The following is a 24629-nucleotide window of genomic DNA, read 5'->3' on the forward strand; positions in this document are numbered from 1 at the left end:
CGTTTATGCAATGAAAAAGATCTATTTAATGAGTACTGCGGCCATAGTTGGCGTGTTGCTCTTTGCAGGTATTAACCGCAAACCCGCGTTGCCTTATGGTTTTACAAGTGGCACGCCCGAGGTAAAATCAATTACGTCTTTAGCTTTTGGCCCGAATGGAGTATTATTCATCGGCGATTCGCAAAATGCGAGCATTGTGGCCTTTGACACCAAAGACACTAAGAAAGCATCAAACGTAAAGGCATTTGATCTACCTAAAATAGATGAAAAAATTGCCGCTGCTTTGGGTACAACCAAGGAGAACATTACCATAACAGATATGGCGGTTAATCCGGTTTCAAAAAACCTGTATGTAGCTGTTAAAAGCGCAGATGGAACGCCGGCACTACTTTCTATGAGTGCCGATAACCAAATAAAGGCAGTTTCGTTAAAGGATATAAACTTCTCAACCGTAACCCTTAATAACGTTGCCGGACCGGATGAAAAGGACCGTCGCGGAAATTTAGTGCGCTTGACCTCAATATCTGATATGGGGTTTGCAGATGGTAAATTAATGGTTAGTGGTTTAAGTAATAAAGAGTTTAGCTCATCATTCCGCACTATCAGTTTTCCGTTTACGGCTAACAAGCAGGATGAAGCAAGTTTAGAAATGTACCACACCTCTCACGGCCGTTACGAAACCACTTCGCCGATACGTACTTTTACCACCACCACTATTGATGGTAAAAATTACATGGTGGCCAGCTATACCTGTACCCCGTTGGTTCTTTTTGCGATGGATGAGTTGAAAGCGGGTGCGCATGTTAAGGGCCGCACAATTGCCGAAATGGGCAATATGAATACTCCGTCAGACATGATCTGGTTAAAAGGAACCGATCAGAATTACCTGGTAATGGCCAACAGTGCCCGCCCTGCGGCTAAAGTTGGCTATAATGATATTAAGCAATTTAAAGAATCCTTAACTGCACCTATTCCGGGTTCAGGTGGTACAGTTTTTACCAAATTGCCTTACGAAAAGGTATTGCAATTAGACAAGCTTGATGATGGCCGGGCAGTGGTGATCCAGAAAAAAGCCAATGGCGATGTAGACCTTTGGACCTCAGATGGTAAGACTATATAATTTAAATTTTATAACGAGCACCAGGTTATTCAAATATAGCCTGGTGTTTTTTTTGTGCTTTATTGCCGCCTGCCAATCGCATAGGTCGGATAAAATCACTTTGGTATGGAAAAGTGGTTTAGCTAAAGGCATCCTCATCCCCGAGCAGTTAATCGAGGATATGGATAAATACCCGCTTGCTGTATCGCTAAACGGAAGCGACCACAACGTTTTAGGGGATTTTATTAAAACAGATAGCGGTACATTATTTGAGCCGCTTATCCCCTTATCGCAGGGAATGGAATATGGCGTTTTACAAAACAACAGGGTAGTGGGCAAAATAGCGGTGCCAAATAGTTCCGGCAAGCCGCCAATCGTGCGCACAATTTATCCGCAGGCTGATACCGTGCCGGAAAACTTACTCAAGTTTTACATCGAGTTTTCTGAGCCTATGCAAACGGGTAGCGCACTTGAGCACATTTTTTTGCTGGATAAGAACCGTGATACCTTGCAGCGAATATTTTTGGATCTAAAACCCGAACTGTGGGACCCCGCAGACAAGGTTTTAACCGTGTGGATAGATCCAGGGCGTATAAAGCGCGATCTGGTTTTGAATAAAGAGTTAGGTAAACCGTTGCATAGCCACCAGGCGTACGAGTTAGTGATCGCCGGTAGATGGAGAGACCGTCGCGGCTTGTCTCTCCAGAAAGGCATCAGCAAAAAGTTCGTAGTAGGTCCTCGTGTCGATGCGCAGCTTAATATTAACCAATGGCGCATTGCAGGGTCCAAGGCGGGTACCAAAGCGCCGGTTATTGTTTCTTTAGGCTACCCGGTTGATCATTATCTTTTGCAGGAGTCGTTAAGTATTTTAACGGAGAGCTGTAAAACTGTTGAGGGTAAGGTAACGCTTGCTAATAAAGACAAGGCATGGATGTTTACGCCCGATGCTGAGTGGCCCATGGGAGCGTATAAACTGCGTATTGCGGCACGCCTTGAAGACCTTGCCGGCAACAACCTGAACAAGGTTTTTGACCGAGACATCTACAAGCAGAAGAAAAACGACAACCCCTATTATGAGCGGCAGTTTGAGATAAATAAATGACGATGCATTATGGTGTAGCGGAGCAAGGGGGGCTACACCCTGCTACAAACCTGCTACGGCCTTTTTTGGTACTATAGTTGCACGCTTAAGCAAAACACACAACAATATGCCCGCTTTATTAACCCAGGTTGCCTGGCTTTTTTTATTGGCCATACCCACAGCCTGCATTGCATGGACAGTTACGCACGAAGAGGTTTTTCGAGAACCACGCGAATATTGCACCAAGCAAAGCACCACCCGCAAAACCATATTGGGGCGCAAGTTTTTTTACCTGTTTACCTGCGAGTATTGCTTTAGCCACTATGTTACAGTTTTTATGCTGATACTTACGGGCTTTAAATTTTTACTGCCCGATTGGAGGGGTTATTTGCTGGCTGGTTTCTCGGTGGTGTGGATAGCCAATATGTACATGAGCATTTACGCCTTAATCAAGATAGACATTAAAAAAGAGCGGGCAGAAATAGAAAAGCAGGATAAAACCAATTAAGGCTTTAATAATTTTAAATTTTATAATAGCTTTATCGGCATACTTAGATCCAATTAAATACCACCAATGAAACTTATAAGATGGGGCAGCACCGGTAAAGAAAAAACGGGCGTTATCATTAACCAAAAACGCTATGACACTTCGGCTTTTGGCGAAGATTACAATGAGCTGTTTTTTGAATCGGAAGGCTTAGACCGCCTGGAGAAATTTGTTGCTGATAACGAAGCCAAACTACCGGTAATTGCTGATGGTGAACGTTGGGGCAGCCCAATTGCGCGTCCGTCAAAATTAATTTGTATCGGCCTTAATTATGCCGACCACGCTAAAGAAACAGGCGCAGCAACGCCTGCCGAACCGGTTATTTTTATGAAAGCCACCAGCGCTATAGTTGGTCCGTTTGATGATGTGGTTATACCTAAATACGCACATAAGGTAGATTGGGAAGTTGAACTTGCTGTGGTAATTGGTAAAAAGGCAAGTTATGTTGAAGAAGCCGACGCTTTAAATTACGTAGCCGGATATACCTTGCACAACGACGTATCTGAGCGCGAGTTTCAGTTAGAGCGTGGTGGAACATGGGACAAAGGAAAAGGCTGCGATACTTTTGCACCTATAGGACCATTTGTGGCTACTGCAGATGAGATTGCTGACTCTGGCAACCTTAAATTGTGGCTGTCTGTAAACGGAAAAATGATGCAGAACGGCAGCACAGCCAACTTTATATTTAATGTGCCGTTTGTGGTGGCTTACGTTAGCAAATTTATGACCTTGTTACCAGGCGATGTGATAACAACCGGTACACCTGCAGGGGTGGCTATGGGACTTAAACCACCCGCATATTTACAGCCCGGCGATGTTATGGAACTGGGCATTGATGGGTTAGGAACATCAAAGCAGACTGTAAAGGCTTATTCAAACGCTTAGGATCTATATAAGTAAAGCTAATATCATGAAAAGAAACCTACTCTTGCTGCTGTGTTTAACCGCATTTGTAGTTAATGTAAAAGCGGCCAAAATTGACACCGTTGAAACCTACAGCGATGCAATGAAAAAGAAAATTAAGGCTGTGGTGGTTACGCCTGATAATTATGCTGCCGGCACGCAATACCCTGTAGTTTATTTATTGCATGGCGCAGGTGGTAATTATGCTGATTGGGTTAAAAAGGGCGGTAAGGTGGCAGATAACGCCGACCTGTACAATATAATAATTGTATGCGCAGACGGCGGCGTAACCAGTTGGTATTGGGACAGCCCGGTTGATCCTACCTACAGATACGAAACTTATATAACCAATGAGCTTATACCTTTTATTGACAAAAGCTATAAAACTATAAAAAACCGTAGTGGCCGCGCTATAACCGGCCTTAGTATGGGCGGCCATGGCGGCTTATACTTAGGCATTAGGCATCAGGATTTGTTTGGCGCCGCGGGTAGTATGAGCGGAGGAGTTGATATCAGGCCCTTCCCCAAAAACTGGGACATGGCAAAGCGTTTGGGCGAATATGCAACTAATCCGGACAATTGGGAAAAATATACGGTGACTAACCAATTGCACCTGCTTACGCCAAACTCTTTGGCTATAATTTTTGATTGCGGCACAGAAGATTTCTTTTATAAGGTGAACACTGAACTACACGACAAGATGGTGGAGCGCAACATAGCGCATGATTTTATAGTTCGCCCCGGCGCGCACGACTGGAGATATTGGTCGAATGCTGTTAATTATGAGCTTTTATACTTCAGTACATTTTTTAAAAAGAATAATCCGCAGGTAAAATAGAAGTTAAAATTTATAATGTCATACATCCCTTCCCCGGCCCGCTATCAACAAATGGAGTACAAGCGCAGTGGCGCGAGTGGATTGAAGCTGCCAAGAATATCATTGGGTTTGTGGCAAAACTTTGGCGACTATGATACGCCACAGAATTGCCGCGAGATTTTACGCACCGCTTTTGATAATGGTATAACGCATTTTGATCTGGCTAATAACTACGGGCCGCCACCGGGTTCTGCTGAGGAGAATTTTGGGAGGATACTGCATACAGATTTTCACGATCATCGAGACGAACTGATAATTTCCACAAAAGCGGGCTACACCATGTGGGATGGACCGTATGGCGATTGGGGCTCAAAAAAATACCTTGTTTCAAGCCTTGACCAAAGCCTTAAGCGTATGAAACTGGATTACGTGGATATTTTTTATCATCACCGGCCAGATTCCGAAACACCGTTGGAAGAAACCATGGCTGCCCTTAGTTTGATAGTGCGCCAAGGCAAGGCGTTGTACGTTGGTTTATCTAATTACAGGGCGCCCGAAGCAAAAAAGGCAATAACGTTGCTTAAGGAAATGGGCACACCCGCAATTATTCATCAACCCAAATATTCAATGTTTGAGCGATGGGTAGAAGATGGTTTGCTGAATCTGCTTGAGCAGGAGGGAGTTGGTTGTATTCCTTTTTCTCCGCTGGCGCAGGGCCTGCTAACAGACAGGTATGTGCATGGTGTCCCGCCTGATTCCAGAGCATTAAAGGTCGGTGATTTTCTTACTGTGGATAGCATAAAACCCGAAATTATTGAGAAGGTAAAAAAGCTGAATGAGATTGCGCAACAGCGCGATCAAAAGCTGGCCCAAATGGCGCTTTCGTGGATCCTGAAAGATAACCGGATCACTTCCGTTTTAATAGGGGCCAGTAAGCCATGGCAAATAACAGATGCCCTGAATAGCTTTACCAAAACTAATTTCGACAGCAAAGATTTAGTTGCTATAAATGGCATATTGGGTACGTAATAACGGCCACAAAGCCTTGGGGTTTATTATCGCTTACACATTTAGCTATTTAAAGCTTATCTTTGGAATGCAGCCGTCCTGTTGTACCTGCTGCTTTTAATCCTCCATGTCACTAATTACATTTTACGTTAAAACATTTCGGCAGTTAAAGCGGCTGCCCGGATTATTAAGCGTATTATTCATTATAAGTCAGGGCTCCTTTGCAATGAATGTACCTGCTCATCCGGTGGCAGAAAATGGTGTGCTTGATCTGCGCTCGGCCGCATTAACAGATAAGATTGAACTTAACGGAGAATGGCTTTTTTATTGGCAACAATTAATAGGTCCTGGAAATAAGGCCAAGGGCAAGCCCGCTTTAATAAAGTTCCCTTCACTTTGGACCACAGGGAATCAGACAGGCGGTAAGAAATTGCCCGCATTTGGCTATGCCACATATCAACTTACCATTCTTTTGCCGAAACGACACAGCGAATTGCGCTTATCTGTGCCTGATATGTATAGTGCATATAAATTGTATATAAACGGCGTACCCGCCGCAGATAACGGTAAAGTAAGCCAAACTGCTGAAGGGTTTGAACCCCATTGGCAGTACAAAACGATAGACTTTAACGAAAACATTGATACCCTTAACTTGGTATTGCAGATTGCCAACTTTGTGCATAGCAAGGGCGGAATAACCAAGCCCTTATATTTCGGTGACAAGGAAGTAATAAGACTTGACAGGCAGCGTAACGAAGCGATTGATCTGTTACTTACTGGCTGTTTAATTATGGGCGGCTTATTCTTCTTCGGTTTGTACCTGTTTGGTAACCGGGATAAAGCTATTCTGCTTTTTTCGGTATACGTAATGGTTTATAGCTACCGTATTATTGGTATTGATAATTATGTATTGCACACACTTTTGCCCGATTTGGATTGGTACATTACCGTTAGGTTGGAATATGTTACTTTATTTGCCGGAATAGGGTTATTTGGCCTATATAGCAGGTACTTGTACCCGCTTGATGTACACATGCCAATTCTTAACATAATCAGCGCCATATGTTTCACTTTTGCGTTGGCTTCGCTAACACTTCCGCCATACTATTTTACGCAGCTTATCAATCCTTTTTTGGTATTGATGGTGTTTTGCCTGGTTTATATCCCCTTTGTTTATCTGCGGGCTTATAGGGGTAAGCGTCCCGGCTCTGTGTATTCATTGCTAAGCTCTATTTCATTGATGATAGTTTTTGCCATATCGCTATTTCATTATTGGGCCTTTATTCCACAGTTGCAAGTGGTTAGCTTTTTGGGCTACGTTAGCTTTTTCTTTCTGCAATCGCTGGTTCTCTCGCACCGGGTGTCATTCATCTTGAAAAGTGCGCAACACCAGGCAGAAGAGGGGCTTAAGGCCAAAACAGAGTTTTTAAGTACCATGAGCCATGAGATAAGAACGCCGCTTAACTCGGTAGTTGGGATGAGTCATCTATTGCTAAAAAACAATCCGCGCCAGGACCAAAGGGAACAACTGGATGTAATTATATTTTCTGCCAATAACCTACTGGGAATTGTAAACGATATTCTTGATTATAACAAAATTGAGGCGGGAAAAGTAACCTTTGAACATATTGAAACGGATGTAATTGCTATTGCGCGCAACGTAGTAAATAGTTTACAAACATCAGCAGAGGATAAGGGCATAGCACTTAAATTGACAACAGATGAACTGGTAAAAAGTAAAGTGCTGAGCGATCCTATCCGCATGTCTCAGGTGATAACCAATCTGGTGCATAACGCTATTAAATTCACGCCATCCGGATATGTAGAGGTTAGCATAAACGCGATAGAGCAAAGCGAATTAAACATCAAACTGAAGATAGCTGTTAAGGATACAGGCATTGGCATATCTAAAGAGAAGCAAGCATTGGTATTTGAACGTTTTACCCAGGCAGATTCATCAACTTCAAGAGGTTTTGGCGGTACGGGTTTAGGGCTGGCTATCAGTAAACGCATACTGGAACTGCAAAATACAACGCTGCAACTTATTAGTGAAGAGGGAAAGGGATCTGTCTTCTACTTTATCCAGAGTTTTGACAAAGCGGGCGAGTCATTACCCGAACAAAAATCTAAAAACCAATTACCAAAACAGGGCAAGCCTTTTGCCAATATGGACATTTTACTGGTAGAGGACAATCCGTTGAATGTGATGGTTGCGCAAACTTTCCTTAAACGTTGGGGCGCCGGTATTGATGTAGCTGTAAATGGCGCAGAAGCATTGGAGAAATTAGATATTAGCAAACACAAACTCATTTTAATGGATCTGCACATGCCTGTTATGGACGGTTATCAGGCGGCGAGGGCGATGCGCGAAAAAGGGGTTACCATACCAATAATTGCGTTAACGGCAAACTTACCAGACGAAGTAAAACAGGAAATACAAGATGTAGGAATTGATGATATTGTTGTAAAGCCTTTTTTGCCCGATGAGCTATATGGCAAAGTGTGGTATCATATTTTTAAGTAGAATAACTGGCATAAAGTTATTGCTATTTGTACAGCCCGCGCAACTTCATTTCTTCGATGGATTGCTCATAATTGTCTGCCTCGGTTTCCTGTGTATTAACCCATTTTGAAAACCTTTCTATTCCTTCTTCAAAAAACACCTTTGGTTTATAGCCAAGAATAGTGCTTATTTTGGTGAGATCTGCATAATTATGCCTTATATCTCCCAACCTATAGTTGCCCGTAACGTTAAGCTTCACCTTTACATTATAAGCTTTAATTAAATGGTTGGCTACAGCAGTAACCGGCGTGGCTATGCCCGAGCCTACATTAAAAACTTCGTTATTTGCTTCTTCTCTCTCAATACCCAGTAAGGTAGCATCCACAATATCATTAATAAAAACAAAATCTCGGCTTTCCTCGCCGTCTTCAAAAATGTTAATATCGTTGCCGTTTTTTATTTGAGTTGAAAAGATGGACAATATACCCGTGTATGGATTTTTCAAAGACTGCCCCGGCCCATAAACGTTTTGATACCTGAATGCTACAGCATTAATGCCTATTGATTTACAAACCGTCATGATGAGTTGCTCCTGGGTTTGCTTGGTAATGCCGTACACGGAAGATGGATGTATTTTCGATTCTTCGTCTGTCGGCATCAGATAAACGGTTTGTTTATTAAACTTTACCTCAAAATCGCCGCGATCCATATCCACGGCCGAACGATGATGAGGATACACCAATGTGCCGTCAATCAGTTTATACTTACCTTCACCGTAAATAGCCCGGGAAGAAGCAACAATTACTTTTTTAACCTGATGGTTCTCGTTAGCCAAAATATCTAACATCAAGGCCGTGCCACCCACGTTTATATCTGCATATTTTTGGATGAGGTACATAGACTGGCCCGTACCCGTTTCGGCAGCTAAATGAACAATTACATCCTGACCCTGGATGGCGTTACTCAAATCTTCACGGCTGGTAACAGAGCCGCGAATAAATTTTACTTTTCCATTTATTGATTTGAACAGATCTGATGTGCTTTCGGGATCAGCGCCGTGTATTTGGATGGAAAGGTTATCTAATACTGTAACCGTGTGGCCCGTTTCAATGAGTTTTAAAGCTAAGTTGCTGCCAATAAAACCAGCACCTCCGGTTATCAGTATGTTCATATCTGTCGCGATTAAAGCCTTCCGTTAACCAGATGGCGATCTAAGCATGATTTTGTATCAAAAATAACAGAACTCTGGTGCTTTTTAAGGCCTGCATAATTTAAATCTTTAAAGTCATCATGGCATACGGCCAGCACTATAGCATCGTATTGTTTGTCAATACTATCAATCAAAATCAAGCCATACTCGTCACTCACTTGTTTTTTATCAGCATAAGGATCGTAAATATCAACCGTCAGGCCGAACTGAGAAAGCTCGTTATAGATGTCTATTACTTTAGAGTTTCTGATATCCGGGCAGTTCTCTTTAAATGTTACGCCTAAAATAAGGGCGTTTGCACCTTTGACCAAGCCCCCGTTGCTTATTATCAATTTTACTACTTTGTTGGCCACAAATATCCCCATGTTATCATTAACTCTTCGTCCAGAAAGAATAACTTGGGGGTGATAACCTAAAGCCTGTGCTTTATGCACCAAATAGTAAGGGTCTACCCCAATGCAATGCCCGCCAACCAAGCCTGGTGTGTATTTTAAAAAATTCCATTTTGTGCTGGCAGCCTCAATAACATCTGTAGTATCAATATCCATTTTATCGAAAATAAGGGCCAGTTCGTTCATAAACGATATGTTAATATCGCGCTGGGCATTTTCTATGGCTTTGGATGCCTCTGCAACTTTTATACTGGGCGCCTTATGGGTGCCGGCAGTGATAATACTTGCATAAAGCGCATCGACCTCATCTGCAATTTGCGGAGTTGAACCCGACGTTACTTTTTTTATGTTGGTAAGCGTGTTTACTTTATCGCCGGGATTTATTCTTTCTGGCGAGTAGCCGCAGAAAAAGTCTTTATTATATTTTAGACCAGACGCTTCTTCCAATATGGGTACACATTCTTCTTCAGTGCAACCGGGATAGACTGTTGATTCGTAAATCACAATATCACCTTTCTTTAGCACACTCCCAATCATTTTTGATGCATTTAATAAAGGAGACAGGTTTGGAGATTTAAATCTATCAATTGGAGTGGGCACCGTAATGATGTAAGTATTACAGTGAGCTATGTCTGTCAGGTTGGATGATAATTTCAAAACAACATCGTAACCGGATAAAACCTTTTGTAACTCCGTTTCACTAATTTGAGAGGTTACATCACATCCGCTTTGCAAGCTTTTAACTCTTGATTTGTTAATGTCAAAGCCTACAACTTCGTATTTTTTAGCAAATTCAATCGCAAGCGGAAGTCCCACATATCCTAAACCTATAACAGCAATTTTTTTCATGTAATTGTTAGTGCAAAGCCAATGGAGCAACCCTTTTTGAGTTCATGTTAAGTTAGCAATATAAGGTTATTTAGCAAAACCTATTACGGTAAACATTGATTGCCAAATCACCCTTCATTATGCATATCATCAACAGGGCGATCACATATTCACAGCACTCAAATTAAGATCCAGTCTTCCCATACAAACTCATACTGATTAATTGGGCGGTGTGTCAGCAATAAACCTTCACGAATTTTATTCATTTTATTAAAAGAGTCTTTTTCTAATTCATGAAATTGTATTTGAAGGCGTTTTATTTTACTGATCAAGCCCGACTCTATCATTCGGAGTAAGATATCGTATTCACCACCTTCAATGTTAATTTTTATCAAGTCTGCCCACACAACTTTGTTTAGCTCAAAAACCATACAATATCCTCAAAGTTGATCGTTTCTTTATTTTCAGATTCAATAAATACTGAAGACCCATCTTGCGATAAGTTTATCATCTCCTGTCTCTTTGAACTACCAAGCACATAATTAAATACAGTAATATTTTTATTTAGTTTAAAGCGGGTAGAATTTTTTCAAAAAAAGTACCGACAGGCTCAAATACCAATATTTGCAGTTATACCTTGTATATATGTCTGATGCCCATTGGCCCAAATAACCGCCTAAATCAATAACCAAAGATTCGCTTGTTAAATCAAATGTGTAACGAAACATCTCATCGCCGCCATCAGCAAAACAGCGCGCAACCTCTCTATCATGTATTGACGGAGGAGGAGTGGTTTGCGCCGCAGATGAAGAGATTTTTAACTTTTTTAAAAGTTTCTTGGCAGTTGAGCGCAACTTCATTGTGTTAATTGCTTGTTAAAAATGCATTTCAAAAGTGACTTCCAACTTCCCCATGTTTAGATGATGAAACTAGAATTAAATTACAAGGGCCTTTGTTTTTTGATTCAGTTATTAAGCTGGTTAGTTTCGGGGAAATCTCAAATATGGTCGGAAAAAACTTTCAAAAGTTGTAGCTTGAAGGTTTTTGAAGCTTTTGGAGAGTTTTCAGTGATGCCGCTGGAACCACTTGTATTTCTTTAGCTAATTGATTGTTAGCTGATTAACTTACTCTTGAAATTTGCGCCCTTTATAGACACCTGAATTTTTCTTGGTTGGAAAGAACTTATGTAAATATAGGGAAAAGTGGTGGAATTGTGGAATATTGATGGCTGATTTCATAACAACTTATCACCAGCATCTTATTTATCTGCAAAAGAAGCTGCTGTAATCTCAAGTCCATTTCTTGCGGATAACGGTAAATCTTTACCAATAGCCTGCTTAATTTTCTGATTACTGACCACGTAGCTTTCGGTTAGTTTATTTAAACGTTCCGTAGTTAGGGGTAGGTGTAGTGCATCCCCAATTTTTGCAACGGTTTGGATTAAACCGGGGGGTATTTTCCAGAGCTTTGGTTTTTTATTAATAGAAGCAGATAGAATACTTACTACTTCATTTGTAGACAAAGGCTCGTCATCAGCAACATGATATACTCCTGAAGGAATATTATCTTTTTCGATCAGTTCTTTAATAATAAAGCATAAGTTTTTGACACTTAGGAATGATCTTTTATTATCAAAACCGGCTAAAGGATAAGGGATGCCTTTTTTAACAAACTGATATAGTAAATTAAGGTTCCCTTTGTTCCCTGGGCCATGAATCATACACGGCCTTAAAATATAATATGATTTACCATCCGGCAATGGCTGGCTTTGGATGTACTGCTCTGCCATTAGCTTGGACTTGCCGTAATCTGTTTTAGGATCAGGGTTAGCATCCTCTGTCAGAGTTCCATCAACGCTATCGGCTGCTGCTTTAACTGAGCTGACGAAAATGAATTTTTTAGCATTAGACTGTAAGAAGGCATCATAAAGTTTTTGGGTTAACTCATAGTTCACCTCATAATATTCGCGAGGGTTTGAGGCTTTTTTGAGATCGTGGGCTTTGCCGGCGAGGTGGATAAAAACAGATTCTTGTTGTAAAGGGAAGGGGGTATAAAGCTGCTTTCTATCAATTACAGAAATGCAAAGCTGACTTTTTGTAAGATAGTTGATGAGATTTTTCCCAACAAATCCTGAATAACCTGTTATTTGAATTGCGGACGTCATGACTCGTATAATTTCAGATAAGATTCGGCAAGTTTCTCTATAGAAAAGAGTTTTGCTCGTTCTTTACTGTTAACAGAAAATTTATTATATACTTCTGAATCATTTAAAATATATTTTAACGCTGACGTTAATTGCTCAACATTTCGCGGTTCTACTGTTAACCCAGTAACTTGATGTATGGAAACAAAAGGAACTCCAGATTTTAAATTGGTATTTATTACTGGTAAACCATTGGCCATCGCTTCAAGCTGTACCACTCCAAATGCTTCAGCTTCTGTAACAGATGGCAATACAAATAGGTCTGAATTTTTATAAATATTTGAAAGTTCCTCATCGCTAACATTTTTGAAAAAGCGAACTCGTGATTCTAAGCTCAAATTTGCGACTTGCTGTTTAAGGGAGTTTTCTTCTTCCCCATCTCCAACAATAGTTAGTAAATAATCGGTGTGAGTAATAGCATCTATCAAGTAACACACACCTTTATACGCCCTAAGTTTTCCAACAAAAAGGACATTGCGGGGCCGATCAATAATAATTGTTCGGACAAAATCCTCGCTTACATTCATTTTCGGGCTATAACTTAGCGGAATTACTACGACCTTTTCTTGGTGTTTTTTTAAAATATCTGAGTATTCTAATAATTGGGGGGATGTAACAACAATAAATAAGGCAATATTTAGTAGCTTCTCTATTAAAGGGTCGTATATGTTTGCCAACATTCGCCATCGTGAATTTTGAATATTAGCGTGCCAGGTAATTATTAATTTTTTTGTTTTTAAAAGATCTAAATTCCTGATGAGAGCAAGTTCCATGTTTGGGAATGGATAATGATGATGAATAATATCAGCATCATCAATTAGAGATCGTAAGCTTGAATATCTAAAATTCAAAGGTTGACTTTTGAACAAAAAAGGAGTTATTTCTTTAATAATTTTAATATTTCGCTCTTCAATGATCTCCTTTGAGTTCTTATGGTTATGGTTTGCATATATCGTAAATTTTGTATCAGACGTAATAGCAGATATGCCCTCAACTATATTTTTAACAACGGTTTCCATACCGCCTTTTGACGGAAGGTAATATTTTACCGTTTGAAGAACCTTCATATTTCTATTTAATAATTAACTTAAGTTTTTGATTTAAAGCCGAAATTTTTTGACTTTGTTTTAGATTACAATTAATAAGTGTGTAAGTACTGTTTTCGTTCCCTTGAAATGACACACCTTTGCCACCAAAACCTATAAAAATGCACTTGTTAAAAATTGTACTACCGTCTGCAAAGAAAAAATTGGTTTGATGTCCATTTATTGTTGAGTTTTTCACCTCTGCCAATCCTACAGCACTTTGATAAGCTCCTTTTCGACCATTAAAATCCAGGAAACAACTATCAACGTAAACTTTAGCTTTACTTTCATAATTCAGAAAAGCCAAAGCATCTCCATTATCCTGTCCATCGGAAATACCAACATTTATTTGGCATCTTTTAAAAAACACTTTAGTGTTGTTATTTAATACATTAGCGATGCCAAAGTTAAAATCAGACATTTTCACTTTTTTTACCGTAATTATAGTAGGCGCTGGTTCTTCTACATGAATACATTTCGCAAATCCCGAAATCGTTAATTTTGAAAGTGTTATCTTATATGGGCATGTTGAATACTCAAAGGTAACGGCAGACCGACTCCTTATATTTTTAAATTTTAACCCATTAAAAGTACAATTTTTTACTTCAATGCTCCCATTACTTTTAACGAGTGCAAAATACACTCCATCTCCTAAACCATCAAAGTCAATCTTTTGAGCATATGGTGTTGCGCCTCGCCCGCCTACGTTTTGAAACGTGCAGTTAGCAACTACTGCATTCTTGAGATTGTGCACTCTTAAGCCATACCCAAAAATATTTTTAAAAGTACAATTCACGATATTGACATCTTCTGATAATATCTGAAGGCCAACAAAAATGTCTGTATTAAATGATGCAGATTCTAGCTTTATCGGCATATCACTCCCGTCAAAGGTAATTCCAGAGATACTAACCGCTGTTTTAGTGCTAAAGTTGAACATACTAACATCTTTAATTGAAGTGATTTGTTTGCCAATTGACATAAAAATGTGCTCTCTAAAGGATGTTAAATTATAGGCTGTATTATTAGTGGGTATTATTAAAGGTTTAATAACGGCTCCATTAGAATTTATTTTCACATGTTGCCCAGGATTAATTGATACTCTAATAGTTGAATTGATTTTATAAAATTTGGTTGTTTTAGGTATATAACAAGTTCTGTTGTTTGTTATACAAAATGCTAAAGCTTTCTCAATAGCTCTGCTGTCATCACTTATTCCGTCTCCTTTTGCTCCAAAACTTAATACGGATACTTCTGTTATTTTAAGTTTTGTAATCGTAGTATTTGATGAATGTGCCGCCTGCGTAGTTGAAATACCAGCACAGAACAACACAATTAAAACTATAGTTCTCATTTTTATTAACATGTTTTAAATTCAATCATGAAAGTAACTTGCGCCTTAAATATTTTACTTCTTCAAGTAGTCTAAGCATTGCGTAATTTATTTTGGATAATTTCCTTTCTTCAAACAAAGACTTATAACATATTATCATTCCTTTGTGCATATTGATCAAATTTCCAGATAGACCTTTCTCTCCAAAAATCTTTTTATTTTCAATGTTTGACGAACCAATGTATGGGAGTAAATAACCATCAGAATCATGAACAAATTTAAGCCACAAAAAATAATCTTCACCAAAACGCATATTTTTATCAAAGCCCCCCAATGCCTGGAATTTTTCCTTTTTTACAATCACTGCAGGAGTAAGAAAATAATTTTTTAACAATTGCATTTTAAAAGAAACGTTTCCGCTATAGTTTATTTTTGCCGACTTGTATTTAGTAGCGATAATATCATATGAAGGACAATTTAATGACTGTAAAAAAGTTTTGTGCGTAGTTATATGGTTTGCATACCAATAATCATCGCTATCAAGAAAAGCAATATAATCAGATTTTGCAGCGTTTACTCCAACATTTCTCGCAACTGAAGGTCCGCTATTACCCTGCTCAATTAAGATACTAACTATATCATTTTTATTTTCAGTAAACAGCTCTTTTATTTTCAGTTGAGATCCATCGGTGCTTCCGTCATCTACAATGATAATCTCGTTTACTTTGTCAGTTTGTTCAAATACTGATTCGATGCACTTTTGTATTGTAGTGATAGAGTTGAAGCAAGGTATAACAACTGCTATAGTAATATCTTTATTCATTTTATTACAAAACGAGAAGCAATTGCCTCTATACTGTTGTTTATTTTAAAGTTTGAAATATTTCTATGTATGTTATCTATTTCATTGTTCCTCTGCCCTTTCAAAATTGATAGCACTACGGCTTCCATTTCGTTTAAATCGCGACATAAAAAACCCATATATCCATACAACGAAAATAACCAGTCGAAATAATCGTTGTGAATGGAGATAATTGGGATATTTGCATTAATCATTTCAAAAATAGCTCCACTTGCGCATAACTTATAAGCTTCATTATCGTAAAAAAACAATGCAAAATCAAGTTTCTCAAGCTGCTCATCAAATATGTTAGTAGGAACAAAACTATGTGGATAAATATGGTTAACAAGTTTATTATCATACGGTTCTATTTCTGGTAAAACCATTCCGATAGTCACTAAGTTAATTTGTCGTGTCTGAATTTGATTTTTTATTTTTGAAGCTAAATGAAAAATATTTTGAGAATTCTTTATTAGCATTTGCGTTCCCACCGCTCCAAATGTGACTGGGCTATTTATAGTTTTTATTGTATTTGCTACCGCATGATTAGACTTGTAATTATACGGATGCACAATTGAAACTAGGCTGTCGGCTAAATCATTATTAACATAGGCGAAAAGGTTTTCTTTAATACGATCTCCCAGAACTATATATTCAACATTTTTCTTACTTATGTTTAATGCTATTTTTAATATTTTCCCTAAAACAAATCTAAACCTGTTGGATTTTTTTGCTTTTAGATATTCTAATTCACCATGTAAAACAATAACATGCTTCTTTTTTGTTCGCTTGAAAATTAGCAATAAATTAAGAAACAAGTGACCAGTTGGAAACAGGCAATTCCATATGTAAATATCAGCGCCAAGTTTTCTGCCAATCTTTAATGAACGATAAATTTCAATTATTTCTCCTTTAATCCGCTTGGCCCAAGAATAAGACTTCGGATTATAATAAGTTTGAAAATCTAAAAAACTAATGAATTTGGAATCTTCATCCATTTTTTTTTTGACTGCCCGGCAATGGGTCGCTTCGGCTCTGAAGGCAATATTAGATTTGTTATTTTGGAGATAAAATATTTTTAAAAGTGCTGTATTAATCTCTAAGTGGACTTCTCCCGGGTGAACAACCTCATTAATCAGAATCATACTATTCTAAATCACGCTTAATATTTTTATCAAATATGGAGTAGTATGGAACATATAAATCATAATAAGAATTGATTAATGCATTAAACCTACTCAAAGCAACAAAAGACATGGCAACGAAAACTATGGCCAGTTTAATTTTTGAACTTTTAAAGTAGCTCATAGTATAAGCAACTAAAAATATTTCAAAGAATAGGAAAGGCACGGATGCCCGTGCAAAAACGGCCAAATCTTTTGCGAATAAAAAGTAGACAAAATTTCCTACCATATAAAGGTTAAAGTAGCCGTTTAAATTTGTATTATTATTATTATTAGCTTCATTTTTAACCCAGACAAAGATAGGTATGAATATAAACCGCTTTAGGGTTCCTAATAAATAAATTACTAATGGATTATTATTCGTGTTTAGCGTATCATTATCTCCACTCAAGTAACCTGTTATTTTTTCGCCTACATGGCCTGTAACCCCGACTATCTGAAGAAGTCCATTCAGCAAAATTGTACCCACACCAACTAGCCCCAATATTACAGCAATTATTATTAGAATGTAAAAAGTTCTGTCTTTAATAGGCCGCCAATAAATATAATATGCACTAAAATATAAAGCAGAAGTAAAATGAATGGATGTAGCTAAAGCAACTACTACAATAAATAAAATAGGTTTTCTTTTAATAATAAAAATTGTACTGATTAATGTAAGCGAAATCGAGAGATTTTGTCTTACTGCAAATATGTCGGCAAAATAATAACATAAGAAAAGCAAAAGAACGGTAAATAATGTGTCTTTATGATACTTATTAATGTATATAAATTTTAATGATAAGCAGAGAAAAGAGAATATCAGGAGGTATACGGTGTAATTGTCTGTCAAACTTCTTATGAACGAAACCAAATAACCGAAACCGGGCTCAAAGAGTTGTCGATAAATTTCTGAAAAATAGGTAAAGGTGTCGTAATATGAATTCCAGTCAGTTCCGGTTTCCCATCTGATCGTGGCTAACAACCACAAAATTAAAAAACATAAGGTTCCTCCCACATAAACTAATAGCCATCGTATTTTGGGCATTAGTTTTATATAGTCTAAAAAACTCAGACCTAAAAAAAAGAAATATAATGCTATGTATAAAATCAATTATCAAATTATTTTATAAGCGGTAATTTACGCTTTAAGTTTTTTGAATTTTACAATAAGACATAAAAATTTAAATACACTAAGAGGTAAAATATTCCTTATTACTATTAACAAATTACTTTTGCCGTAATAAACTTTTAATTCAGAGCTTATGTAAGCTCTAAAGCCTCTTTGGCGTATTTTATCATTAAATGTTATATGCTCGCACACAGCTTCCATATATATATCTCCGTTTTCAAGTGCTTCATAATGATTCCCAGAAATAGCAGCCCATTTGTAAATCCCTATACCTCCAAAAGCAGATATAACAGGAACAAATTTAGCTGCCTTTAACTTTTGGTTCATTGTTTTCTTCAATGCAAAAGCAGCGTTATATGTAAAATAAGGTTTCTTTGCAGGTATATGTTCAGCATAGGCATACATGTCATGATACATGGTATAAATCGGTGTTTTAAATATCCTGGTATCCGTATATCCATTTGCAAAAATACCTCCCCAATTTAAAGGAGCTGTTGTTATTGAAGATATAATTGCATCAACCGAAAAGCCTTTAATATCCACATCTATAACAATAACAAGATCAACCTTTTTATCAGATTGCTTGATCCATTCTAAATACATATTGCGATAACTGGCCATTTTGCTAATCCGTTCCAAACTGGTTTGAGGGAATGGATTTTCCTGCGATGCATTTGGGATGGTTGGACTGTTAAAATCATTCGAAATGACAGTTACATCATTCTCGGTTTCGCTCCAGTGCTTTAGTATATGTTTGGTCAAATCTTTGCTATCATTTTCTATTACAATAACTGACGATGATAAAAATCGACTCCTCAATTGTTCAATTTTAGGAATATTTCTTTCCAATGCAGTGGCACAATCACGGGCCAACGCACAAATAATAACATTAAATTCTAATTTCTTTTGCAAACTATTGTCTTTTAAACTTATCGATATTCTTTTTACTGATTAAAAAAGTTTGACGTTCTAATCTATGGTATTCAGTAAAAAACACTAGTATATAATTATAAAACTTAATGCCGATTAATTTTTTCAGGAATTTCAAAAATAGAATTCCTTTTTGTATTTCTTTGTCCCTGGTACGTATAATGTTAGGATTAGAATTGAAAGAAATTGAGATTTTTGTATTGGTTAAAAGCTTATCATCTTTCATGATTTGATAAAACGAGTCATTAATATCAAACGGGTTTTTACATTCAATAACTTTTTCGATTTCTCTGAATAGGCGTCGGTGCAATGGTGTGATTTTTTCGAAATCATTAAAAGTATTATAGCCATATTGCAGAGTTATAAAGCGGTCATAACCGGATTCAAACAACAATTTTGTATATTTGTTAAACAGTAATTCAAAACTTGGAAAAGTTTTGAGGCTGTACTTCGGATGCCTTCTATTGATTAAGGTAGGGTTATTAGGGTTAAAACCCGAAAAATGAAAGAATATTAAAGGATATGTTTCATCGGTATCAACATTTTTTACAAAATATTTTCCATCTTTTAATAATAGGTCTCTTTCATGTAAGTTCCATATAGCCGTGTTAATCCCACAGTGATGAGATATATGCACTTTGTCGGGGAAAAATGCAGGGATAAAGTCAAACCACTTTTGATCTACATGAAGTGCATCAAATTTATCAGCATAGCACTTATCATGTAATCTCTTCATCCACCATTTGATCATTTTGTTAAGGGTTTCCGATTTTTTTACTGCCAAGAAGCCCAAATTGCAAATTCCAACAAAAAGTATTTCTTCTTCACTTACAGCACCTGTAAAAACTTCTTGTATATTGTTGATATGAGGGGTGATCATAATATCCGCACTATCTAAGCACTGAAAAATATAATCAAAGCTATGAGTAGCATAAGTATCAGGATCTACAAAAATTATCTTATCATATTTTTCTTTAAGTAAATTGATACAAAAAGGCTTAATTGCTGTTGAGTATTCTATAACATTATATTTAAATGCCATCTTTTGCCAATCACTAATCCAGGATTCATGTGGGAAAATTACATCTACGTCCTCAATTCCAGATTGTGTGTCTGAAACAAATATTACGAAGTCTTTTTCTGGATTAGTTTCTAATAAAGATGCTTTCAGAGCTAGTGCTTGTGATAAATAATTTTTTGCACAAATTGTAAATATTACTTCCGTCATAAAGTTAAAGAAACATTAAATTGCATAAAGGTAAGAATATAATGGCAGTTATAAATCCATAATTTTATGCCATGATGGGGAATATATCTCTGAAACGATATCATTATTTAAATATTTAGCCGGACAAATTACAATTTTCTTCTCATTACTATTTAACCAGGCCCCCCACCAGCTGAATGTACTATTTGATATAATGTTGTGTTTACATTGGGTCATTAAATACATGTCTTTCCATGAATCTTTAGAAGAATTATTTGTCACATAAGTAACATTCTTAATGTCAAGGTTTACTTTTACCCATTCAACATCGTTTGAAAAAACAAAGTAATGAGGATTATCAATACTGCCATTCATAATGGAGATCGCATTTTCAAAGTATTTTTTCGTAGAAATGTTTCCAAAGATTGAAATATTTTCTGTGTTAAGGTAGTCACCTCTTCTAACGTGCAAGGCTACACTATTAGAATGGTGAATATTGTCAAGGTGTTCAATATTTAAAATATCGTTATCATCAAAATGAGTAAACTCAAATGTATTTTTAACTATTGTTTCTGAGGCATTAAAATATTTTTCAGAATGCCAACCTCCATAAAAGAATGTAATTCCCGCAGATGGTAATAAATACTCGGGTTTAAAAGTGTAATCAAAATTTTCGTAAATAATGCGACAATTCATTTTTTTTAGAACCTGCCTTAAAGGAATTGTAAGAAACAAATATTTATTAACGGTTAGGAATTTAAAAATCAATTTAAAAAAGTACGTTATAATGTTCTCTTTTACAATTATACCAAAAACGTTCCCAAGCTCAAATCCATTATGACTTTTGCTTTCACATAGATTTAGTAAATAAACTGATTTTGATTTTTGTTTTTTATTTAGGTAATAGGCATACTGTGACATTTGGTTACCTAAACCATTAAAAATAATTATTACGTCCATTAAGAAGTTTTGCTTTTAATAAATTTTGCTGGGTTTCCACCCCAAACTTCGTTGTCAGGAATATCTTTGCTTACTACTGATCCTGCCGCTATAACTACACCAGAGCCGATAGTTACACCTTTCAATATTATTGAATCCATACCGATAAATACATCATCCTTAATAACTACGGGCATTTTTATCATATGATCATAATCTGCCATTGTATGCCAATGATCAGAGTTTAAAGAGTGAAAATCGGTATCTACAATTGTCACGCCACCACCAATAAGCACGTTATTTCCGATAGTAATAGATAAAGTGGCTATTATTGCTGTATTACTCATTCCTACCTTATTTCCAATTATAAGTTTGCCTCCTGACCATACAACGAATTTACATCGATTGCTTTTTCCGAGTGTAGCATATCTTGCAGCACTTACTATACCAACGTCAGTTCCTAATTCACAACTTCCTTTTAGATCAACATCTAATATCGGGATCCCGATAGCAGAAAAACTATTGAATTTTACGCCGTTTAATTTAAAGGAAAGCTTAGTAACAAAATGACAATACCTTAAGTATAAGAAAAAATAACTTTTTTTTAAGTAAATAAATGTTTTGTTCATTACTATTAATATTTAATCATTTATTCCACACACCCAAAGCTTTCCCTTTTAAGATCATCTGAGTTTGAACATATAATATAGATCCCATCAAAAGAACCATAAAAAAGTTAGAAAAAATGACACCGGATATACCCCAAACCTTTGCTAGAATGATAGCCAAAGGTATATTAATGATTGTACTAACTACATATAAAATTATTTGTACTCTTATTTTTCCTAACCCATTTACAAAATAATTGTGTATGGTCATCCAGCAAACCCCTATCGCATAAATAGCCATGATTGTTGACGCCATAAAACTAACTTTAACACTATTTCCAACCCACAGATTATAAATATAAGGTGATAGAAACAGCATTATTAGAGTTCCTAATATAGTTATCCCCCATACTTTATATATTTTAACAAAGGTGTGGTTTATCCAATCAAAATCTTTTTTTGTATAGGCGTCTGTAAATGCAGCCCAAAAAGGGTCCATAAAAATGGTGAAGAATGCAATAATCATATAAAATAACCGATAAGTTACATTAAATGTTGTTACTTCTTGAGGCCCGAAGACTTGCGTTAACACAATATTATCTGTTTGAAATAATAATAAAGCACCTATCTGGATAAAAAAGAAACCTCCTCCGATGCTTAATAATTTACCTGCATATTGAAAATCAACATCACTGTATCTAGGAAAATAATTATGAAACTTGCCTAAAAAAAATATTATAGAAGTAATAACCTGACAAAGAATAGGACAAATAATTAGTACTAGTACTAAATATAATAAGGATGGGTGTGCAAATTTCGTCAGTAAGAACACAGATATCAAAGAACATACTTGTCCCAGTCCATTTACTACAGAGACAATGGATATCATATGAAATGCTGTAAGTATACTAAAAATAAGCTGTGTTACGAGTTGAAGGCAAAAAGCACCAAAAACAATTAAAACGAGTGTGGATAATTTAATGTCAGATAAATCGGATGTGTTGAGCACTTTTGTCCAGTCAATAAACTTGCTTATAATTGAAAAAACGATAAAAATTATCAGAGCAACTGCTGCGATAATTGTATATGTTGTACTGATATATATTCTTGATTTTTCGTTTTCACCCAAAGCATTGCTCTCCGCTAACCTGTTTTTTAAGCCATGCCCCAATCCCATATCAAAAAAATTGAACCATCCAACAATGGAGCTCAATGTTAACCAAATACCATATTGTTTAGGATTAACATAATTGATGGTCATCGGTACCAATAAAAACGTAGCGCACATTGACCCGCCCTTAGCAATTAGCGATATAAGGATGTTTTTTTTAGCTATTAAGGTTCTTTGGTGGCCTTTTATAAAGAAACTGGAGATTTTTTTTAATGATGAATTATTCACTAATAAGACCTTTAATAATTTTTCTAATTGTAAATGATAAGGTAAATAAAAGGGTAGAAATCAATCCGAACAAAAATCCTCCCACAATCATTCCTTTAACTCTGCCTGTTTTTTCTTTAACTAATGGATAAATTGGTTGGTCAATAATTTGTATCAGTGGCGTTTCTCGTCTTATCGAAATTTTAGCCAGTTCGAGGTTTTGTACTAATTGTGTTAATATCGCCTTATTTGTTTCTACATTTATTTGAGCGCGTTGAATAGGAATACGAAGTACTTGTTTGTTTGGATTTAAATTAGGTGTTGCATCTGTTGTAGAACCGGTATTATAAATAGCATCATTTAATATATTCCTTACTGAATCTGTTTGTTTTTGTAAAACTGATAAATTTTGTAAAGCCTTCTTAGTTTTAGTTTCTATGTAAAAATCGTTTACAGTTTTTACAACTTGCAAATTGAAGTTTTTTGCAAAAAATTCATCTGTTGATTTCGTTTCCACCTCAATAATGCTTAACTTTTTATCTGGTCTACTTACATTTAAATTATTTTTACTGATATCGTCGGTAATCTTATCGATCACGCTATCCTGCAATCTTGAGAATGATATATTTGGCTTTACATCAAAGTTAATATACTTCAAAGACGGGCTTGTCCACTGTTTCTTTAAATTACTAAAATCAATGTAATAGTCTATCAGTTTTTTATTTGTCGTGTTTTCAATAGAACTTAATAATGCGCGACGTATCATATTTCTTGACTTATATAGCTCAAGGATATTATCACCCTGAAAAATTCCATTATTACCTCCAGCCACGTCTATACCGACCATAGATGCTATACCTCCATATTGTCCTAACAAACCTCCAGATTTATCGTTGTCTTCTAATACAAATGTAGTATCAGCAACATATATAGTTGGTTTATAGTAAGTATATATTAAGCCAAACAAAACGCCTACAAATGTTATAGCTGCTATTAGTAGCCATTTTGACATTAGATATCTGTAGACTCTTTGTAATGATGCAAACACTTCCTTTATTGACATTTCATCGTTGTTACTTTGCTTGCTTAATATGTTTGAATTTATTTCATTCATTAGTGGAACACATTGGATTTTAATAATGAACTGGGGGTACTCCGTATAATTATTGTATAAATAAATATCATGGCGAAATAGCTTATTGGCGTTTTAATAAAAAAGTTCACATTAATTTAATGAGTTTTGTCAAATCTTTTTATAATTACGATTTTACATCGCGCATAATAATAGTAATAATGCTCGCAATTTAACATATTATGCCCAATTTGAATAAATAAACACATTTTGTTTTAAATTAGGATTGTTAAATAACTACTTTATGTTTTGTAGATAAAAAAACATTCAACAATATTTTCTAAAAATAG

At 36.4% G+C, this 24629-nt stretch carries 23 protein-coding genes; 7 read left to right on the forward strand and 16 right to left on the reverse strand.

Features of this window, described 5'->3' with window-relative positions; all coding sequences use genetic code 11:
* Window positions 1-10: 10 nt before the first annotated feature.
* The 7 genes from ACVW2L_RS00920 (at window position 11) to ACVW2L_RS00950 (ending at window position 7979) form a co-directional block, all read left to right on the forward strand.
* Window positions 11-1120, forward strand: coding sequence for a hypothetical protein (locus tag ACVW2L_RS00920; RefSeq protein ID WP_457126067.1), 1110 nt, complete (start codon window positions 11-13; stop codon window positions 1118-1120).
* Between the two features lie 100 nt (window positions 1121-1220).
* Window positions 1221-2201, forward strand: a complete 981-nt coding sequence (locus ACVW2L_RS00925) for a hypothetical protein (RefSeq protein WP_457126068.1) — start codon at window positions 1221-1223, stop codon at window positions 2199-2201.
* Between the two features lie 106 nt (window positions 2202-2307).
* The gene (locus tag ACVW2L_RS00930; RefSeq protein WP_457126069.1) at window positions 2308-2688 is read left to right on the forward strand and encodes a hypothetical protein; all 381 of its coding nucleotides are present in this window, start codon (window positions 2308-2310) and stop codon (window positions 2686-2688) included.
* A gap of 66 nt (window positions 2689-2754) precedes the next feature.
* Window positions 2755-3612 (forward strand): fumarylacetoacetate hydrolase family protein, encoded by an 858-nt coding sequence (locus ACVW2L_RS00935; RefSeq protein WP_457126070.1) that lies wholly within the window; start codon window positions 2755-2757, stop codon window positions 3610-3612.
* Between the two features lie 25 nt (window positions 3613-3637).
* Window positions 3638-4468 (forward strand): alpha/beta hydrolase, encoded by an 831-nt coding sequence (locus ACVW2L_RS00940; RefSeq protein ID WP_457126071.1) that lies wholly within the window; start codon window positions 3638-3640, stop codon window positions 4466-4468.
* A gap of 15 nt (window positions 4469-4483) precedes the next feature.
* Window positions 4484-5476 (forward strand): aldo/keto reductase, encoded by a 993-nt coding sequence (locus ACVW2L_RS00945; RefSeq protein ID WP_457126072.1) that lies wholly within the window; start codon window positions 4484-4486, stop codon window positions 5474-5476.
* A gap of 106 nt (window positions 5477-5582) precedes the next feature.
* Window positions 5583-7979, forward strand: coding sequence for an ATP-binding protein (locus tag ACVW2L_RS00950; protein WP_457126073.1), 2397 nt, complete (start codon window positions 5583-5585; stop codon window positions 7977-7979).
* A gap of 22 nt (window positions 7980-8001) precedes the next feature.
* Here ACVW2L_RS00950 and ACVW2L_RS00955 read toward each other — a convergent pair whose 3' ends face one another.
* The 16 genes from ACVW2L_RS00955 to ACVW2L_RS01030 form a co-directional block, all read right to left on the reverse strand.
* Complete coding sequence (locus tag ACVW2L_RS00955; protein ID WP_457126074.1) at window positions 8002-9129, reverse strand: NAD-dependent epimerase/dehydratase family protein; 1128 nt, start codon at window positions 9127-9129, stop codon at window positions 8002-8004.
* An 11-nt stretch (window positions 9130-9140) separates the two neighbouring features.
* Window positions 9141-10409, reverse strand: coding sequence for a nucleotide sugar dehydrogenase (locus ACVW2L_RS00960; RefSeq protein ID WP_457126075.1), 1269 nt, complete (start codon window positions 10407-10409; stop codon window positions 9141-9143).
* Between the two features lie 158 nt (window positions 10410-10567).
* Complete coding sequence (locus ACVW2L_RS00965; protein WP_457126076.1) at window positions 10568-10819, reverse strand: FkbM family methyltransferase; 252 nt, start codon at window positions 10817-10819, stop codon at window positions 10568-10570.
* Between the two features lie 138 nt (window positions 10820-10957).
* Complete coding sequence (locus tag ACVW2L_RS00970; protein ID WP_457126077.1) at window positions 10958-11248, reverse strand: hypothetical protein; 291 nt, start codon at window positions 11246-11248, stop codon at window positions 10958-10960.
* Between the two features lie 398 nt (window positions 11249-11646).
* On the reverse strand, window positions 11647-12552 hold the full coding sequence (locus ACVW2L_RS00975) for an NAD-dependent epimerase/dehydratase family protein (protein WP_457126078.1): 906 nt from the start codon (window positions 12550-12552) through the stop codon (window positions 11647-11649).
* Window positions 12549-13658, reverse strand: coding sequence for a glycosyltransferase (locus ACVW2L_RS00980; RefSeq protein WP_457126079.1), 1110 nt, complete (start codon window positions 13656-13658; stop codon window positions 12549-12551). Before ACVW2L_RS00980 ends, ACVW2L_RS00975 begins: the two co-directional genes overlap by 4 nt.
* A 4-nt stretch (window positions 13659-13662) precedes the next feature.
* Entirely contained in the window at window positions 13663-15030 is a 1368-nt protein-coding gene (locus ACVW2L_RS00985; protein ID WP_457126080.1) for a glycosyl hydrolase family 28-related protein, read from the reverse strand.
* A 25-nt stretch (window positions 15031-15055) separates the two neighbouring features.
* The gene (locus ACVW2L_RS00990; RefSeq protein ID WP_457126081.1) at window positions 15056-15832 is read right to left on the reverse strand and encodes a glycosyltransferase family 2 protein; all 777 of its coding nucleotides are present in this window, start codon (window positions 15830-15832) and stop codon (window positions 15056-15058) included.
* Window positions 15829-16995 carry a hypothetical protein gene (locus tag ACVW2L_RS00995; RefSeq protein ID WP_457126082.1) on the reverse strand — a complete coding sequence of 389 codons (1167 nt, stop codon included), beginning with the start codon at window positions 16993-16995 and terminating at the stop codon, window positions 15829-15831. Before ACVW2L_RS00995 ends, ACVW2L_RS00990 begins: the two co-directional genes overlap by 4 nt.
* 1 nt (window position 16996) lies before the next feature.
* Window positions 16997-18061: an EpsG family protein gene (locus tag ACVW2L_RS01000; protein ID WP_457126083.1), complete on the reverse strand. Its 1065-nt coding sequence runs from the start codon at window positions 18059-18061 to the stop codon at window positions 16997-16999.
* A 93-nt stretch (window positions 18062-18154) separates the two neighbouring features.
* Window positions 18155-19057: a hypothetical protein gene (locus ACVW2L_RS01005; RefSeq protein ID WP_457126084.1), complete on the reverse strand. Its 903-nt coding sequence runs from the start codon at window positions 19055-19057 to the stop codon at window positions 18155-18157.
* A gap of 1 nt (window position 19058) precedes the next feature.
* Entirely contained in the window at window positions 19059-20303 is a 1245-nt protein-coding gene (locus ACVW2L_RS01010) for a hypothetical protein (RefSeq protein ID WP_457126085.1), read from the reverse strand.
* Between the two features lie 48 nt (window positions 20304-20351).
* Window positions 20352-21242 (reverse strand): alpha-1,2-fucosyltransferase, encoded by an 891-nt coding sequence (locus ACVW2L_RS01015; RefSeq protein ID WP_457126086.1) that lies wholly within the window; start codon window positions 21240-21242, stop codon window positions 20352-20354.
* Entirely contained in the window at window positions 21242-21850 is a 609-nt protein-coding gene (locus tag ACVW2L_RS01020; RefSeq protein WP_457126087.1) for an acyltransferase, read from the reverse strand. The genes ACVW2L_RS01015 and ACVW2L_RS01020 overlap by 1 nt, the downstream gene beginning before the upstream one ends.
* Window positions 21851-21866: 16 nt before the next feature.
* On the reverse strand, window positions 21867-23228 hold the full coding sequence (locus ACVW2L_RS01025) for a lipopolysaccharide biosynthesis protein (RefSeq protein WP_457126088.1): 1362 nt from the start codon (window positions 23226-23228) through the stop codon (window positions 21867-21869).
* Entirely contained in the window at window positions 23221-24270 is a 1050-nt protein-coding gene (locus ACVW2L_RS01030) for a Wzz/FepE/Etk N-terminal domain-containing protein (protein WP_457126089.1), read from the reverse strand. Before ACVW2L_RS01030 ends, ACVW2L_RS01025 begins: the two co-directional genes overlap by 8 nt.
* Between the last annotated feature and the right edge of the window lie 359 nt (window positions 24271-24629).

The sequence above is a fragment of the Mucilaginibacter sp. HD30 genome (assembly GCF_054061755.1).

What these genes read in the sequence shown, in the direction of transcription:
- ACVW2L_RS00920 (WP_457126067.1), top strand. Translation starts at nt 11, where the DNA reads ATGAAAAAGATCTATTTAATGAGTACTGCGGCCATAGTTGGCGTGTTG.
- ACVW2L_RS00930 (WP_457126069.1), top strand. Translation starts at nt 2,308, where the DNA reads ATGCCCGCTTTATTAACCCAGGTTGCCTGGCTTTTTTTATTGGCCATA.
- ACVW2L_RS00935 (WP_457126070.1), top strand. Translation starts at nt 2,755, where the DNA reads ATGAAACTTATAAGATGGGGCAGCACCGGTAAAGAAAAAACGGGCGTT.
- ACVW2L_RS00940 (WP_457126071.1), top strand. Translation starts at nt 3,638, where the DNA reads ATGAAAAGAAACCTACTCTTGCTGCTGTGTTTAACCGCATTTGTAGTT.
- ACVW2L_RS00945 (WP_457126072.1), top strand. Translation starts at nt 4,484, where the DNA reads ATGTCATACATCCCTTCCCCGGCCCGCTATCAACAAATGGAGTACAAG.
- ACVW2L_RS00950 (WP_457126073.1), top strand. Translation starts at nt 5,583, where the DNA reads ATGTCACTAATTACATTTTACGTTAAAACATTTCGGCAGTTAAAGCGG.
- ACVW2L_RS00955 (WP_457126074.1), bottom strand. Translation starts at nt 9,129, where the DNA reads ATGAACATACTGATAACCGGAGGTGCTGGTTTTATTGGCAGCAACTTA.
- ACVW2L_RS00960 (WP_457126075.1), bottom strand. Translation starts at nt 10,409, where the DNA reads ATGAAAAAAATTGCTGTTATAGGTTTAGGATATGTGGGACTTCCGCTT.
- ACVW2L_RS00965 (WP_457126076.1), bottom strand. Translation starts at nt 10,819, where the DNA reads ATGGTTTTTGAGCTAAACAAAGTTGTGTGGGCAGACTTGATAAAAATT.
- ACVW2L_RS00970 (WP_457126077.1), bottom strand. Translation starts at nt 11,248, where the DNA reads ATGAAGTTGCGCTCAACTGCCAAGAAACTTTTAAAAAAGTTAAAAATC.
- ACVW2L_RS00975 (WP_457126078.1), bottom strand. Translation starts at nt 12,552, where the DNA reads ATGACGTCCGCAATTCAAATAACAGGTTATTCAGGATTTGTTGGGAAA.
- ACVW2L_RS00980 (WP_457126079.1), bottom strand. Translation starts at nt 13,658, where the DNA reads ATGAAGGTTCTTCAAACGGTAAAATATTACCTTCCGTCAAAAGGCGGT.
- ACVW2L_RS00985 (WP_457126080.1), bottom strand. Translation starts at nt 15,030, where the DNA reads ATGAGAACTATAGTTTTAATTGTGTTGTTCTGTGCTGGTATTTCAACT.
- ACVW2L_RS00990 (WP_457126081.1), bottom strand. Translation starts at nt 15,832, where the DNA reads ATGAATAAAGATATTACTATAGCAGTTGTTATACCTTGCTTCAACTCT.
- ACVW2L_RS00995 (WP_457126082.1), bottom strand. Translation starts at nt 16,995, where the DNA reads ATGATTCTGATTAATGAGGTTGTTCACCCGGGAGAAGTCCACTTAGAG.
- ACVW2L_RS01000 (WP_457126083.1), bottom strand. Translation starts at nt 18,061, where the DNA reads ATGCCCAAAATACGATGGCTATTAGTTTATGTGGGAGGAACCTTATGT.
- ACVW2L_RS01010 (WP_457126085.1), bottom strand. Translation starts at nt 20,303, where the DNA reads ATGACGGAAGTAATATTTACAATTTGTGCAAAAAATTATTTATCACAA.
- ACVW2L_RS01015 (WP_457126086.1), bottom strand. Translation starts at nt 21,242, where the DNA reads ATGGACGTAATAATTATTTTTAATGGTTTAGGTAACCAAATGTCACAG.
- ACVW2L_RS01020 (WP_457126087.1), bottom strand. Translation starts at nt 21,850, where the DNA reads ATGAACAAAACATTTATTTACTTAAAAAAAAGTTATTTTTTCTTATAC.
- ACVW2L_RS01030 (WP_457126089.1), bottom strand. Translation starts at nt 24,270, where the DNA reads ATGTCAATAAAGGAAGTGTTTGCATCATTACAAAGAGTCTACAGATAT.